At 60.9% G+C, this 14,374-nt stretch carries 17 protein-coding genes; 14 read left to right on the top strand and 3 right to left on the bottom strand.

The window, feature by feature from the left end; translation table 11 throughout:
• The first annotated feature begins 5 nt into the window (after positions 1 to 5).
• From motD to ACYZT4_RS13210, 5 genes are all read left to right on the top strand, one after another.
• Positions 6 to 896: a flagellar motor protein MotD gene (motD, locus tag ACYZT4_RS13230; RefSeq protein WP_461988376.1), complete on the top strand. Its 891-nt coding sequence runs from the start codon at positions 6 to 8 to the stop codon at positions 894 to 896.
• A 39-nt stretch (positions 897 to 935) separates the two neighbouring features.
• On the top strand, positions 936 to 1,724 hold the full coding sequence (locus ACYZT4_RS13225) for a ParA family protein (protein ID WP_461988373.1): 789 nt from the start codon (positions 936 to 938) through the stop codon (positions 1,722 to 1,724).
• 1 nt (position 1,725) lies between these two features.
• Positions 1,726 to 2,622 (top strand): CheW domain-containing protein, encoded by an 897-nt coding sequence (locus ACYZT4_RS13220; protein WP_461988372.1) that lies wholly within the window; start codon positions 1,726 to 1,728, stop codon positions 2,620 to 2,622.
• A gap of 75 nt (positions 2,623 to 2,697) precedes the next feature.
• The gene (locus ACYZT4_RS13215) at positions 2,698 to 3,183 is read left to right on the top strand and encodes a chemotaxis protein CheW (protein ID WP_461988370.1); all 486 of its coding nucleotides are present in this window, start codon (positions 2,698 to 2,700) and stop codon (positions 3,181 to 3,183) included.
• Complete coding sequence (locus ACYZT4_RS13210; protein WP_461988369.1) at positions 3,184 to 3,576, top strand: DUF2802 domain-containing protein; 393 nt, start codon at positions 3,184 to 3,186, stop codon at positions 3,574 to 3,576.
• Positions 3,577 to 3,690: 114 nt separating this feature from the next.
• Here ACYZT4_RS13210 and ACYZT4_RS13205 read toward each other — a convergent pair whose 3' ends face one another.
• The 3 genes from ACYZT4_RS13205 to fliK form a co-directional block, all read right to left on the bottom strand.
• A complete protein-coding gene (locus ACYZT4_RS13205; RefSeq protein ID WP_461988367.1) occupies positions 3,691 to 5,097 on the bottom strand; it encodes an RCC1 domain-containing protein in 1,407 nt (468 codons plus the stop codon).
• Between the two features lie 203 nt (positions 5,098 to 5,300).
• Entirely contained in the window at positions 5,301 to 5,630 is a 330-nt protein-coding gene (locus ACYZT4_RS13200; protein WP_461988365.1) for an EscU/YscU/HrcU family type III secretion system export apparatus switch protein, read from the bottom strand.
• The gene (gene fliK, locus ACYZT4_RS13195; RefSeq protein WP_461988363.1) at positions 5,627 to 7,201 is read right to left on the bottom strand and encodes a flagellar hook-length control protein FliK; all 1,575 of its coding nucleotides are present in this window, start codon (positions 7,199 to 7,201) and stop codon (positions 5,627 to 5,629) included. The genes ACYZT4_RS13200 and fliK overlap by 4 nt, the downstream gene beginning before the upstream one ends.
• Before the next feature lie 200 nt (positions 7,202 to 7,401).
• Here fliK and ccmA point away from each other — a divergent pair, with 200 nt between their 5' ends.
• From ccmA to ccmI, 9 genes are all read left to right on the top strand, one after another.
• Entirely contained in the window at positions 7,402 to 8,037 is a 636-nt protein-coding gene (gene ccmA / locus ACYZT4_RS13190; protein WP_461988361.1) for a cytochrome c biogenesis heme-transporting ATPase CcmA, read from the top strand.
• The gene (gene ccmB, locus ACYZT4_RS13185) at positions 8,034 to 8,702 is read left to right on the top strand and encodes a heme exporter protein CcmB (protein ID WP_084320586.1); all 669 of its coding nucleotides are present in this window, start codon (positions 8,034 to 8,036) and stop codon (positions 8,700 to 8,702) included. The genes ccmA and ccmB overlap by 4 nt, the downstream gene beginning before the upstream one ends.
• A gap of 93 nt (positions 8,703 to 8,795) precedes the next feature.
• Positions 8,796 to 9,551 carry a heme ABC transporter permease gene (locus tag ACYZT4_RS13180; RefSeq protein WP_461988358.1) on the top strand — a complete coding sequence of 252 codons (756 nt, stop codon included), beginning with the start codon at positions 8,796 to 8,798 and terminating at the stop codon, positions 9,549 to 9,551.
• A complete protein-coding gene (gene ccmD, locus ACYZT4_RS13175) occupies positions 9,548 to 9,724 on the top strand; it encodes a heme exporter protein CcmD (protein ID WP_392886510.1) in 177 nt (58 codons plus the stop codon). The genes ACYZT4_RS13180 and ccmD overlap by 4 nt, the downstream gene beginning before the upstream one ends.
• The gene (gene ccmE / locus ACYZT4_RS13170; protein ID WP_054596313.1) at positions 9,721 to 10,176 is read left to right on the top strand and encodes a cytochrome c maturation protein CcmE; all 456 of its coding nucleotides are present in this window, start codon (positions 9,721 to 9,723) and stop codon (positions 10,174 to 10,176) included. Before ccmD ends, ccmE begins: the two co-directional genes overlap by 4 nt.
• A 3-nt stretch (positions 10,177 to 10,179) precedes the next feature.
• Positions 10,180 to 12,168: a heme lyase CcmF/NrfE family subunit gene (locus ACYZT4_RS13165; protein WP_461988356.1), complete on the top strand. Its 1,989-nt coding sequence runs from the start codon at positions 10,180 to 10,182 to the stop codon at positions 12,166 to 12,168.
• The gene (locus ACYZT4_RS13160; RefSeq protein ID WP_461988355.1) at positions 12,165 to 12,701 is read left to right on the top strand and encodes a DsbE family thiol:disulfide interchange protein; all 537 of its coding nucleotides are present in this window, start codon (positions 12,165 to 12,167) and stop codon (positions 12,699 to 12,701) included. The genes ACYZT4_RS13165 and ACYZT4_RS13160 overlap by 4 nt, the downstream gene beginning before the upstream one ends.
• A complete protein-coding gene (locus ACYZT4_RS13155; RefSeq protein WP_461988353.1) occupies positions 12,698 to 13,168 on the top strand; it encodes a cytochrome c-type biogenesis protein in 471 nt (156 codons plus the stop codon). The genes ACYZT4_RS13160 and ACYZT4_RS13155 overlap by 4 nt, the downstream gene beginning before the upstream one ends.
• Positions 13,165 to 14,367 carry a c-type cytochrome biogenesis protein CcmI gene (gene ccmI, locus ACYZT4_RS13150; RefSeq protein WP_461988351.1) on the top strand — a complete coding sequence of 401 codons (1,203 nt, stop codon included), beginning with the start codon at positions 13,165 to 13,167 and terminating at the stop codon, positions 14,365 to 14,367. Before ACYZT4_RS13155 ends, ccmI begins: the two co-directional genes overlap by 4 nt.
• The last annotated feature ends 7 nt before the right edge of the window (positions 14,368 to 14,374 follow it).

The raw sequence follows: 14,374 nt of genomic DNA, 5'->3' as shown, positions 1-14,374 counted from the left end.
GGACTATGGCTCGTCGCAGGCAACCTGAAGAACACGTCAACCACGAACGCTGGCTGGTTTCCTACGCCGACTTCATCACGTTGCTGTTCGCCTTTTTCGTGGTGATGTACTCGATCTCTTCGATCAACGAAGGCAAGTACAAAGTCATTTCACAGGCGTTGATCGGCGTGTTCACCGATGCGGATCGTTCGCTCAAGCCGATTCCCATCGGCGAAGAGCGCCCGCAGACCGTGACCCCGGCCAAGCCGCTGGTCAAGGACAGCGAGCAGGTCGACGCCGGTATCGCCGGGGCCAGTGATCCGCTGAAGAGCATTGCCGACGACATCAGCGCCGCGTTCGGCGACTTGATCAGTTCCAATCAGATGACCGTGCGTGGCAACGAGTTGTGGGTCGAGATCGAACTCAACTCCAGCCTGTTGTTCGGCAGTGGCGATGCGATGCCCAGCGACGTTGCATTCAACATCATCGACAAGGTCGCCGGGATTCTGAAGCCGTTCGACAACCCGATTCACGTCGAAGGTTTCACCGACGACCAGCCGATCCGCACCGCGCAGTACCCGACCAACTGGGAGCTGTCCTCGGCCCGTTCGGCGAGCATCGTGCGCATGCTGGCGATGCAGGGTGTGAACCCTGGCCGGCTGGCGTCGGTGGGTTACGGCGAATTCCAACCCGTGGCCAATAACGCCACGGCGGAGGGCAGGGCGCGTAACCGCCGCGTGGTGTTGGTGGTGTCGCGAAATCTCGATGTCCGTCGCAGCCTCACCGGTACCGGAACCGCTCATGCGCAACCGGATGCCGCGTTGAAGCGTGCTGGCACACAAACTGCACCTGCTCCGGTCAAGTCGCCGGGACGAGAGAGCGCCGTCAATTCTCCGTCACCCGTATTAACACGCTGAGCTATTTCCCGGTCGATCCGACCGGGTGGAACAATCCGAATGAGAGTCTGGGCAGTCGCCAATCAAAAGGGTGGTGTCGGTAAAACCACTTCCTCCATCGCTTTAGCCGGGTTACTGGCCGAGGCGGGCAAGCGCGTGGTCGTGGTCGATCTCGACCCCCACGGCTCGATGACCAGCTACTTCGGTTACGACCCCGACACCCTGGAACACAGCAGCTACGACCTGTTCCTGCACAAGGGCAGCGTGCCGCAAGGTTTGCCCGGGCAGTTGCTGCTGCCCACCAGCCACGCGAGTATTTCCCTGCTGCCGTCGAGCACCGCGTTGGCGACGCTCGAGCGTCAGTCGCCGGGGCAAAGCGGCCTGGGCCTGGTGATCGCCAAGAGCCTCGCGCAATTGTGGCAGGACTTCGATTACGCGGTGATCGACAGCCCGCCGTTGCTTGGCGTGTTGATGGTCAATGCCTTGGCGGCCAGTCAGCAATTGGTCATCCCGGTGCAGACCGAGCACCTGGCGGTCAAGGGCCTGGAACGCATGATCAACACCTTGGCGATGATCAACCGTTCGCGCAAACAGCCGCTGGCCTTCAGCATCGTGCCGACCCTGTTCGACCGCCGCACCCAGGCGTCCCTCGGGACCTTGCGCGTGTTGCGCGACAAATACCCGGAAGAAATCTGGCAGGGCTACATCCCGGTCGATACCCGTTTGCGCGACGCCAGCCGGGCAGGCGTCACGCCTTCGCAATTCGACGGCAAGAGCCGTGGCGTGCTGGCTTACCGCGCATTGCTCAAGCACATGCTGATGCAGCAATCCGTTGCGCAGGTGGCCTGAGATGAATCGTCCGGTAAAAATTACTTCCCGTCCGCAACTGGCGCTCCAGTCGTATCTGGACAGCTTGCTGATGGACGCGACCGAAGAGTTGCCGGCGCAAATCGAAGCGATTCCCGAGGTGGTCGAGGCTGAAGCGGCGCTGGACGAGTTTCAGGCAGCGGTGCTAGAAGAGCAGGCCCGCGATGCGCAGAAACCGGCCGAGAAATCGCCAGCCGTTGCCGCGCCGATTGCCGCACCGGTCGTAGCAGTTGCCCCGGTCGACACAGCCCCGGCGGCGCTGACCGAGGCGCCGGCACCGGTTTTGGCGCCTGTCTCGACCATCGCGCCGCTGCTGCAAGCGTTGGTACCACCGATCGTCGAAGTTCACCTGCCACCGAGCAACACGCCGCCTCCGGTGGAAACCGACGGCCGCCCCGCGTGGGCCGCCGAGCCGTTCGAATGCCTGCTGTTCGACGTCGCCGGGTTGACCCTGGCCGTGCCGCTGGTATGCCTCGGTTCGATTTATTCGCTGGCGGGTCAGGAACTGACACCGCTGTTCGGTCAGCCGGAATGGTTCCTCGGAATCCTGCCGAGCCAGGCCGGCAACCTGAAAGTCCTCGATACCGCCCGTTGGGTCATGCCCGACCGCTATCGCGACGACTTCCGTCAAGGCCTTCAATACGTTATTTCGGTTCAGGGCTACGAGTGGGGACTGGCGGTGCATCAGGTCAGCCGCTCGTTGCGCCTGGACCCGAACGAAATCAAATGGCGCAGCCACCGTGGTCAACGGCCATGGCTGGCGGGCACGGTGATTGAACACATGTGTGCGTTGCTCGATGTATCCGCCCTGGCCGAGCTGATTGCCAGCGGTGGAGCGAAGCACATGGTCGGCCTCAAGCCGGTCCAAAAACCGACATAAAAACACGCGGGGCAAGCTGAATTGCCATCGCACAGAACACACACCGCCAGCGCGGTTTTTTCGAGGGGTCAGGGTATGAATGAGAAGGCGACGTCTGCAAAAGGTTCTGAAGATCCGATCCTGCAATGGGTAACCTTCAAGCTGGACAATGAAACCTACGGCATCAACGTGATGCGCGTTCAGGAAGTCCTGCGCTACACCGAAATCGCCCCGGTCCCGGGTGCCCCGAGCTACGTGCTGGGCATCATCAACTTGCGCGGTAACGTGGTCACCGTGATCGACACCCGTCAGCGCTTCGGCCTGATGAACGCCGAGATCAGCGACAACACCCGTATCGTCATCATCGAAGCCGACAAGCAAGTGGTCGGCATCATGGTCGACAGCGTGGCCGAAGTGGTTTATCTGCGTCAGTCGGAAATCGAAACCGCGCCGAACGTCGGTAACGAAGAGTCCGCCAAGTTCATTCAAGGCGTGTGCAACAAGAACAACGAACTGCTGATCCTTGTCGAACTGGACAAGATGATGAGCGAAGAAGAATGGTCGGACCTGGAGAACATCTGATTGATTCTTGAGGTGGCGGTCATTGTCCTGTTCCTCTTCTGGGCAGGCACCCTGGCGATGTTTCTGGCGTACATTCGCGGTCAGCGACACATCGCTGCGAAAACAGCCGAGGGCGATGCGCTGCGCGATCAGCGCATCAAGGACCTGGGCAAGCGCGTTGACAACTACCAGAGCGGCACCGTGCGCATGGGTGAAGACCTGCACGAGCTGCGTTCGGTGGTTGCGCCGTTGCCGGACAAACTGGCTCAACTGGAACAACGCGACCCGTCGAGCCTGTCGTTTGCCCAGGCGGCACGACTGGTCGGGATGGGCGCGAGTGTTGATGAACTGACTCAGTCCTGCGGGTTGACCCAGGCTGAGGCGGAGTTGATGAGCAAATTGCACAAGAACTGAAAGATCAAAAGATCGCAGCCTCCGGCAGCTCCTACGGGTGAACACATTCCCTTGTAGGCGCTGCCGGAGGCTGCGATCTTTTCATGCGTTGGCAAATCACCCCCAGCGAAACACTTAAAGCTCAGATTTGCCGGCATAGGAAATCAAACCATAAAGTGCTTTCTGTTCGCCGGTACCTCCTCTTTGCGGGTCTCCCCACGAAATCACTCTGCGGTCCGCCCTTAACGCCGTGAAAGTAAACGTCCCTCCATAGACCGCCCGCACATTGGTCAGCAGGTGTGCAACATCTAAATTGTCACCGCCGGTCGCGGGGTCTCCGAAGGCGATGGCTTCACCATTGCTACGCAGGACCGCGGCCGCTTCATGGTTGGTAGTGATCGCCACAATGTCCGACAGTCGCGCGATTGCGTCTGGCACCACAGATGTCATCCCGTCCCCCCACGCAACTACCTGGCCAGTGGCGCGCAATGCAATGAAAGAGTAGGAAGTACTTCTGACGTCAACGATGTCGAAGAGGTCGGCAATGTCCTTGGGTGGCGTGTCACGTGGCGTGGAACCCCAAGCCTTGACCTGCCCATTTGCCCTGCGCACCGCCAAGGCGCCAGATCTACCTTCGATACCAACGACGTCTTGCAAATCGGCAATATCTGGGGGTATCGGAGGAAGACCTGTCCTGCTTCCCCAAACGGCCAGCTTTCCATTGGCGCGGCGTACGGCGAAATTCCTGCCGCAGTGGGCTATTTGCACAACGTCCCTCAATTGGCGCACATCTTCAGATAATTCACCGCCATTGTCCGGGTCGCCCCACGCGTCGACTTGACCCGTTCGGCGCAAGACCGCAACCGCGTACTGAGTGCCTACAACACCTACAACATCGGTCAGCGCGGCAATCCTGTCAGGTAACTTGCCACCCGCGTCCTCCAGTCCCCATGCCACAACTTGTCCAGTCGTCAGCAGAGCAACAAACACATGATTGCCCCCGAAGACTCCAACAATATTGGTCAGTGCCGCAATATCTGGCGGTACAAACGAACTGGGGTTCAATGGGCTTCCCCACGCCTGCACACTACCGTTGGCGCGCCGTACTGCAAAAGCGGCCATCGATGACTCTATCTGCTCTGCGTCCTTAATTTGTCTGATCTCTTCGGGAAGCTCGCCACCGAACTCGTCCCACCCCCATGCGTGCAATGTTTTATCGTCACGCAGCGCGCACATCGCCGGGAAATTACCGCTGATGTTCAACGGATTAAGAGTCACGCGCTCTGTGCCTGAGCTTACGATCAGGTGCTGATCGGGTTGGGTGTCAAAAAAATCGTTGCCCAAGACGGGCCGCCCACCATTTTTGTATTGCCAGCTGACGACAATCGGCTGCAGGGTATCGGCGTCCAGCGCTACAAGCCTCCAACTGCTGGGATGGAACGCGCCGATCGCGCGATTGCAACCGCGCGCACCCATGACGAGTATCTGTCCCAAGTCTCTATCAGGTTTTTGCTGGAGTGCGCCTTTGGATTTATTGCTCATGACAGTAATCCTCCGTGAGATGAATGCGGTTCAGGACCCGCTATCAGAGCGTCCGGGAGGTTTAGTAACTACTGTCAGATATGACAGTGGTGACGAGCGGCGACACCTTCGTGGCTTTTGCGCACTTCAACAGATTGATGGCGTCCGGGTTATTCGAAAGTTCTGTAGGCGCGAGGTCTGCCCCGCGAAGGCCCCTCGCACGATCAGTAGTCGTCGCCGCGCTCGGTAATGTCTTTCTCGATCGCCGGCGCATTAGGGTCATGCCCCTCGGGGAACTTGCCTTTCAGATTCCAGGCAAACGCAATGATCTCGGCGATTGTGCGGTACAACTCCTCCGGAATACTGTCCCCCAGCTCCATCCTCGCCAGCAGTTTCACCAGCTCGGCATTCTCGTAGATCGGCACTTCGTAATCCCGCGCAATCTGCAGGATTTCTTCCGCCAGTGCTTCATCGCCCTTGGCCGTGAGAGTCGGAGCATGGGTGCCGTCGTACTTGAGGGCAATGGCCTGGCGTGGCGTATCGGGATGTCTCATGCGGTTTCGTCGACCCAGCGTTGTTCCAGTTTGGTTTGTGCGCCTTGCGGCGGTGTGCCGAGGTGGCAATCCAGATCGCCGACGTTCAGGCCTGACGCCAGCAAGCGTTCGCGCAGGCCGGCCAGGTTGCTCTCGATCAGGCTGGCGGTGTACGGCCGTTCGGCCCACAGCTGACTGGACAGGCTGCCCTGAATCAACTGCGCCTGAATCTGCAAGGGCCCCAGTGGCTCCATGTCGAAGGCCAGTTCGACGCGCCACAGTTGCTGCTTGGGTTCGCGGTCGTCACGGCGTTCGTTGGACTGTTCTTTCTCCGGTGCTTCCTCGCGCTGAAACTTGACCTGCAGTGGCACGATGTCCTGCAGGTTGCGCATCGGGATTTCCAGCTGCCAGGTGCTCATTAAACGGCCATCGTCCGTAACGCCCGTTTGCTCCAGGCTCGACAGTTGATGGGTTTGCAGGCGTGAAACCGCTGCGGCGGCCAGACGCAGCAAATGTTCCAGGTCACTTTCGCCTTCCAGGCTCTGCAAAAAGCGCTCGGGTAGAGGAAAGCTGGTGGGCAAAGGTTTGGCGCTGACCTGGCCGAGCATGCCAAGGGCGCTGCGCACGAAACTCGGCATCGCCTGGACCAGCGTGTTGGCGGCAATGATCGCATTCAGGTTGGTGTTGGCCGGCAGCCCTGGCGTCAGTTGCGCGATCAGCTTCAGCAGATCGGCTTTCATGTCCGGGGCCAGCGTCGGATTTTGCCCGGTGAGCAATTTCGTCTCCAGGAACAGGCCGCTATTGGCCAGTGCCTGGGCCAGGCCTTTGGGCGTGCTCAGTTGCTGGACGTCCGGCAGGCCGGCGAGCAACTTGTCCACCGCGACTCGCAGATCGCTGGAAGTCTGATCCGAGGTCGGCAGGTTTTGCAGGACTTTGATCAGTCCGTCCAGCGAGCCTTGGCGGCTTTGCTGGCTGACCAGTTGCTGGGTGACCGCCAGTTGTTCCTGACGATTGCTCAGCGGCACGAATTTCAGGGTCTGGGTGTCCTGCACCAGCGCGCTCAGCAAGGTGCCGATTCGAAGCGGTGTCGGGCTGTCGATGCTCAGGGTGCTGCCGCTGAGCGCCGTGTTGAGCAGGCTCACCAGCGAGCGAAATACCGTCGGCTGGCCCGGCACCTGCGGCATCACTTGCGCCGTCAGCACTTTGCCTTGCAGCAGCGTACCCACCGGCAATTGCGCAGTGTCGATGCGGGTGAGGGTGGCGACGGTGGAAGCGATGGCCTGTTGCACCACGACGGCCAGATTGCCCGCCGAGGGTTGGGTGATCGCAAGGCTCGTGCCTTGGGGCAGCGGCTGACTGCTGGTGGCCTGAACCGTGGTCTGGCGGCCGCTGTCGAGGGTGACTTTAAGCAGCAGTTGAAAAGTCTGATCCGCCTGCTTGAGCGACAGCACTTCAGCCTGGGCAGATTGCCCGGGGGTAATCAGGCCCTCCATCGGCTTCAGCAGCGTAAGCAAGTCGCCACCCAGCACCAGCGGTCGCGAGGTCGCGGGCGTGATTTGCGGTAGCGGGAGGATGTTCATTTCGCCTGTCATACGCGGTCACAACCTGAGGAAATTGCCCTCTTGAGAGTCGGGCGTGGCATGTATAATGCCGCCCGTCTTTCAGAGAGTGGCAAAAACATTGCATTTGTTTGACGCAGCTCTCTAGAACAGGCCGACCATGCATCTATGCTGCATCTCCTTAGTTAGCGGCCGCGCCGCTGCCGACTTGAACCGTAAAGGCCTCTGATCCCTTGACCAGTCCCGTCCTGCAAACCGTTGCCCTCGCCTGTGAGCGAGACCTTCGGCTGCTCTTCGAAAATCTCGAATTGAGACTGGCCAGTGGCGAAATGTTGCAAATCAGCGGCCCCAACGGCAGTGGCAAGACCAGTCTTTTACGTCTGTTGTCGGGGTTGATGCAACCGACCGCCGGTCAGGTGCTGCTCAACGGCGAACCGCTGAACGAGCAGCGCAACGAACTCGCGCGCAACCTGCTGTGGATCGGGCATGCCGCCGGCATCAAGGATTTGCTGACCCCGGAAGAAAACCTCAGCTGGCTCTGTGCGCTGCATCGACCGGCGTCCCACGAAGCCATCTGGCAAGCGCTCGCCGCCGTCGGGATGCGCGGTTTCGAAGATGTTCCCTGTCACACCCTTTCTGCCGGGCAACAGCGCCGCGTCGCCTTGGCGCGCCTGTATCTGGACAGCCCGCCGTTGTGGATCCTCGACGAGCCATTCACCGCGCTCGACAAACAGGGCGTGGCGCAACTCGAAGAACACCTGGCCGCGCACTGTGAACGCGGTGGCATGGTGGTGCTGACCACGCACCACACGCTGACCCGAATGCCGGCCGGCTATCGCGACATCGATCTGGGGAGCTGGGCCGTATGAGTGTTTTCGGCCTGCTGGTCGCCCGTGAAGCCCGTCTGTTGTTCCGCCGCCCGGCGGAATTGGCCAATCCGCTGGTGTTCTTCGCGATTGTCGTTTCCCTGTTCCCGTTGGCGGTCGGCCCCGAGTCTCAATTGTTGCAAACCTTGTCCCCGGGACTGGTCTGGGTCGCGGCCCTTTTATCGGTCCTGCTCTCGCTGGACGGGCTTTTCCGCAGTGATTTCGAGGACGGTTCCCTGGAACAGTGGGTCCTTTCGCCGCACCCCCTGCCTCTTCTGGTTTTAGCCAAGGTACTGGCACACTGGGCCTTCTCGGGTCTGGCACTGGTTTTGCTCGCTCCACTGCTGGCGTTGATGCTCGGTTTGCCAACCGCCTGTCTGCCGGTGTTGCTGCTTTCCCTGTTGCTGGGTACACCGGTGCTGAGTTTGCTCGGTGCAGTGGGCGCCGCCCTGACGGTGGGATTGAAGCGGGGTGGCCTGTTACTGGCGCTGCTGATTCTGCCGCTGTACATCCCGGTGTTGATCCTTGGCAGTGGCGCCTTGCAGGCGGCCCTTCAAGGCATGCCGGCGACCGGTTATCTCTTGTGGCTGGGTAGCCTGACCGCCCTCGCGATAACCCTGACACCGTTTGCAATAGCTGCTGGCCTGAAGATCAGCGTCGGCGAATAATGAGGTCCGGTTAAATTTTAACCACCTCTTCTATAAAAAAAGCAGACCCTGCGCTGCTTTTGATAACAAGCAGCAACCGTGATGGAAACAGCAATGAACTGGACCTGGTTTCATAAGCTCGGCTCACCCAAATGGTTCTACGGCATCAGCGGCAAGCTGCTGCCGTGGCTGAGCATCGCCGCGTTGCTGCTGATAGGCATCGGCGTCGTCTGGGGCCTGGCCTTCGCGCCGCCCGATTACCAGCAGGGCAACAGCTTTCGCATCATCTACATCCACGTGCCGGCCGCCATGCTTGCGCAGTCCGTCTACGTGATGCTGGCGGTGTGCGGCATCGTCGGGCTGGTGTGGAAGATGAAACTGGCCGACGTCGCCCTGCAATGCGCGGCCCCCATCGGTGCGTGGATGACCGCCGTGGCGCTGGTCACCGGCGCGATCTGGGGCAAACCGACCTGGGGTTCGTGGTGGGTCTGGGATGCGCGCCTGACGTCGATGCTGATTCTGCTGTTCCTGTACTTCGGTCTCATTGCGCTGGGCAACGCCATCAGTAATCGTGACAGCGCGGCCAAGGCCTGTGCGGTGCTGGCGATTGTCGGCGTGATCAACATCCCGATCATCAAATACTCGGTGGAGTGGTGGAACACCCTGCACCAGGGCGCGACCTTCACCCTCACCGAAAAACCGGCAATGCCGGCCGAGATGTGGCTGCCACTGCTGCTGACGGTGCTGGGTTTCTACTGTTTCTTCGGCGCGGTCTTGTTGCTGCGCATGCGCCTAGAAGTACTCAAGCGTGAGGCCCGCGCCAGTTGGGTCAAGGCCGAAGTACAGAACAGTCTGGGAGCCGCTCGATGAGTTTTGCTTCATTCGGCGACTTCCTCGCCATGGGCCATCATGCCCTGTATGTCTGGTCCGCCTATGGCATCTGCCTGGCAGTTCTGGTCCTTAACGTGGCGGCGCCGGTCCTGGCCCGCAAGCGGTATCTGCAACAAGAGGCGCGTCGTTTGCGCCGGGAGAACGGCAAGTGAATCCGCTGCGCAAAAAGCGTCTTATCATCATTCTCGCGATCCTGGTCGGCGTCGGCGCGGCTGTCGGCCTGGCCCTGAGCGCCTTGCAGCAAAACATCAATCTGTTTTACACCCCGACTCAAATCGCCAACGGAGAAGCGCCGCAAGACACGCGCATTCGTGCGGGCGGGATGGTCGAGAAAGGTTCGCTGCAACGTTCCGGCGACTCGCTGGACGTGAAATTCATCGTCACCGACTTCAACAAATCCGTAACCATCACCTATCGCGGCATCCTCCCGGACCTGTTCCGCGAAGGGCAAGGCATCGTCGCCCTCGGCAAGCTCAATGCGGATGGCGTGGTGGTGGCCGACGAGGTGCTGGCCAAACACGACGAGAAATACATGCCGCCGGAAGTGACCAAGGCGTTGAAAGACAGTGGTCAATCTGCTCCAACACCCGCGAAGGAGGGTTGATCAATGACGTCCGCGATCTTTATTCCCGAACTGGGCCACCTGGCCATGATTCTGGCGTTGTGTTTCGCGCTGGTTCAGGCCGTGGTGCCCTTGCTCGGTGCCTGGCGCGGTGACCGCTTGTGGATGAGCCTCGCTCAACCGGCTGCCTGGGGCCAGTTCGCATTTCTGGTGTTTGCCTTCGGTTGCCTGACCTACGCGTTCATGACCGACGACTTCTCCGTGGCCTACGTCGCCGGCAACTCCAATAGCGCATTGCCGTGGTACTACAAGTTCAGCGCCGTGTGGGGCGCGCACGAAGGTTCATTGCTGCTGTGGGCGTTGATCCTCGGCGGCTGGACTTTCGCGGTGTCGGTGTTCTCCCGGCAATTGCCGCAGGTGATGCTGGCGCGGGTGCTGGCGGTGATGGGCATGATCAGCACCGGGTTCCTGCTGTTCCTGATCCTCACGTCCAACCCGTTCGCGCGGATTCTGCCGCAGATTCCTGCGGACGGGCGTGACCTCAATCCATTGCTGCAAGACATCGGCCTGATCGTTCACCCGCCGATGCTGTACATGGGTTATGTCGGGTTCTCCGTCGCCTTCGCGTTCGCCATCGCCGCGTTGCTCGGCGGTCGCCTTGATGCGGCGTGGGCGCGCTGGTCGCGTCCGTGGACCATCGTCGCCTGGGCATTCCTCGGTATCGGCATCACCCTCGGTTCGTGGTGGGCCTACTACGAACTCGGCTGGGGCGGCTGGTGGTTCTGGGACCCGGTGGAAAACGCCTCGTTCATGCCATGGCTGGTGGGCACCGCGTTGATTCACTCATTGGCGGTCACGGAAAAACGAGGCGTGTTCAAGAGCTGGACCGTGTTGCTGGCCATCGCGGCGTTCTCGTTGAGCTTGCTCGGGACCTTCCTCGTGCGTTCCGGCGTGCTGACGTCGGTTCACGCATTTGCGTCCGACCCGGAGCGCGGCGTGTTCATCCTGATCTTCCTTCTGTTTGTGGTGGGCGGCTCGCTGACGCTGTTCGCCCTGCGCGCGCCGGTGGTGAAGAGCCACGTCGGCTTTAACCTCTGGTCCCGGGAAACCCTGTTGCTGGGCAACAACCTGGTGTTGGTGGTGGCCGCGTCAATGATCCTGCTGGGCACCTTGTACCCGCTGATCCTCGATGCGATGACCGGCGCCAAGCTGTCGGTCGGCCCGCCGTATTTCAACGCGTTGTTCATTCCGTTGATGGCGTTGCTGATGGTGGTCATGGCTGTCGGCATGCTGGTGCGCTGGAAAGACACCCCGGTCAAATGGCTGGTGGGCATGTTGACCCCAGTGTTGCTCGGCAGCGCTGCGTTGGCCGTGTTGGCGGGCGTCGCTTATGGCGATTTCAACTGGGCGGTCATCGCCACTTTTATGCTGGCAGCGTGGGTGTTGCTGGCCGGCGTGCGCGACATTCTCGACAAGACTCGCCACAAAGGTCTGATCAAAGGTCTGCCGACGTTGACCCGCAGTTATTGGGGCATGCAGGTCGCGCATCTGGGCATCGCTGTGTGCGCACTCGGTGTCGTGCTGTCGAGTCAAAACAGCGCCGAACGCGACCTGCGCCTGGCGCCGGGCGAGTCCATGAACCTGGGCGGTTACCAGTTCGTGTTCGAAGGCGCCAAGCACTTCGAAGGCCCGAATTTCACCTCCGACAAGGGCACTGTCCGGGTGATCCGCGACGGCAAGGAAGTCAGCGTGCTGCATCCGGAAAAACGCCTGTACACCGTGCAGAACTCGGTGATGACCGAAGCCGGGATTGACGCCGGTTTCACCCGTGACCTGTATGTCGCCCTCGGCGAACCTCTGGGCGATGGCGCCTGGGCCGTGCGCGTACACGTCAAGCCGTTCGTGCGCTGGATCTGGTTCGGTGGGTTGCTCACCGGTCTGGGCGGACTGTTGGCGGCGCTGGACCGGCGCTATCGAGTCAAGGTGAAAAGCCGTGTGCGCGAAGCGCTGGGCATGACGGGAGCGACGGCATGAGGCGTTGGTTGATGCTGTTGCCCCTGGCGATTTTCCTGGTGGTGGCTGTGTTCCTTTATCGTGGGTTGTACCTGGACCCGGCCGAGCTGCCGTCGGCGATGATCAACAAGCCGTTCCCGGAGTTTTCCCTGCCGGCGGTGCAGGGCGACAAGACCCTGACCAAGGCGGACATTCTCGGCAAACCGGCGCTGGTCAACGTCTGGGGCACCTGGTGCATTTCCTGCCGGGTCGAGCACCCGGTGCTGAACAAACTGGCCGAAAAGGGCGTGGTGATTTATGGCATCAACTACAAGGACGTCAACGCTGACGCCTTGAAGTGGCTGGCGGAATTTCACAACCCCTATCAACTGGACATCCGTGACGACGCAGGCACACTCGGCCTGAACCTCGGTGTGTATGGCGCGCCGGAAACCTTTTTCATCGACGCCAAAGGCATCATCCGCGACAAATACGTCGGCGTGATTGATGAGCAGGTCTGGCGTGAAAAACTGGCGGCCAAGTATCAGGCGCTGGTCGATGAGGCCAAGCCATGAAGCGCTGGATTGCTGCCGTTGTTTTGGGCTTGAGCCTGGCTGGCGTGGCGCACGCCGCCATCGACACCTACGAGTTCGCCAAGGAGGGTGATCGCGAGCGGTTCCGTGAGTTAACCAAAGAGCTGCGTTGCCCCAAGTGCCAGAATCAGGACATCGCCGACTCCAACGCGCCGATCGCCGCCGACCTGCGCAAAGAGATTTTCCGCATGCTCGGCGAGGGCAAGGACAATCAGCAGATCATCGACTTCATGGTTGACCGCTACGGTGATTTCGTCCGCTACAAACCCGCATTGAACGCCAAGACCGCTTTGCTCTGGTTCGGCCCGGCCGGCCTGTTGCTGGGCGGTTTCGTAATCATTGCCATGATCGTCCGCCGTCGTCGCGTGCAAAACGCCGGCGTCCGGGATGAGCTTTCTGCCGAGGAGCGCGAGCGCCTCGACCACCTGTTGGATAAAAACCAAGAATGATTGATTTCTGGCTTGCTGCAGGTCTGCTGCTTCTGGTTGCCCTGAGTTTTCTGTTGATCCCCGTTCTGCGCGGCCGTCGCGCCCAGCTTGAGGAGGATCGTACTGCCCTGAACGTCGCGCTGTATCAGGAGCGCGTAGCCGAGTTGCAGACTCAGCAGGCAGAGGGCGTTCTCGACACCACGCAAATGGACACCGGTCGCGCCGAAGCGGCCCGTGAACTGCTCGCGGACACTGAAGGCGTCGAGGCGCCGCGCGTTTCCCGTCTGGGCAAACCATTGCCATTGCTGGCGGCAATTCTGGTGCCGGTGCTGGGCCTGGGTCTGTATCTGCATTTCGGTGCCAGCGACAAGGTCGAATTGACCCGCGAATTCGCCCAGGCGCCGCAGTCGATGGACGAGATGACTCGTCGCCTGGAGCGTGCCGTCGCGGCGCAACCGGATTCGGCGGAAGGTTTGTATTTCCTCGGGCGTACGTACATGGCTCAGGATCGTCCCGCCGACGCGGCGAAGATCTTCGAACGCACGGTGAACCTGGCCGGACGGCAGCCGGAACTGTTGGGCCAGTGGGCTCAGGCTCAGTATTTTGCCGATGGCAAGAAGTGGTCGGACAAGGTTCAGGCCCTGACCGATGAAGCGTTGAAGGCCGATCCGAAAGAAGTCACCAGCCTTGGCCTGCTGGGCATCGCCGCATTCGAGAGCGCGCGTTATCAGGACGCCATCGATTACTGGAATCGCCTGCTGGCGCAATTGCCGCCGGACGACAATTCCCGCGCCGCACTGCAAGGCGGCATTACCCGGGCCAGTGAAAAACTCGTAGCCAGCGGTGGCAAGGTGGCCCAGGCGCCTGCGGCGAAGGTCGGGGCGCTACTCAAGGTCAGCGTCGATCTGGCGCCAGCGCTCAAGGGCAAGGTCCAGCCCGGCGACAGCGTGTTCATCTTCGCCCGCGCCACCAACGGTCCACCCGCACCGCTGGCGGCCAAACGGCTGACCGTGGCCGACTTGCCGGCGACCGTCGAACTGGGCGACGCCGACGCCATGATGCCGCAGTTGAAACTGTCGAACTTCCCTGAAGTCCAACTGGTTGCGCGCATCTCCCGCGCTGGCCAACCGACTGCCGGCGAGTGGATCGGTCGCAGCCAGCCTCTGGCCAGCAGCACCACCGCGGCACAAACACTGACCATCGACAGCCCGGACAAATAACAGGAAG

The organism is Pseudomonas sp. GB2N2, from assembly GCF_054897705.1.
The sequence above is the reverse complement of the archived record's forward strand: the minus strand, read 5'-3'. Positions and strand labels throughout refer to the sequence as shown.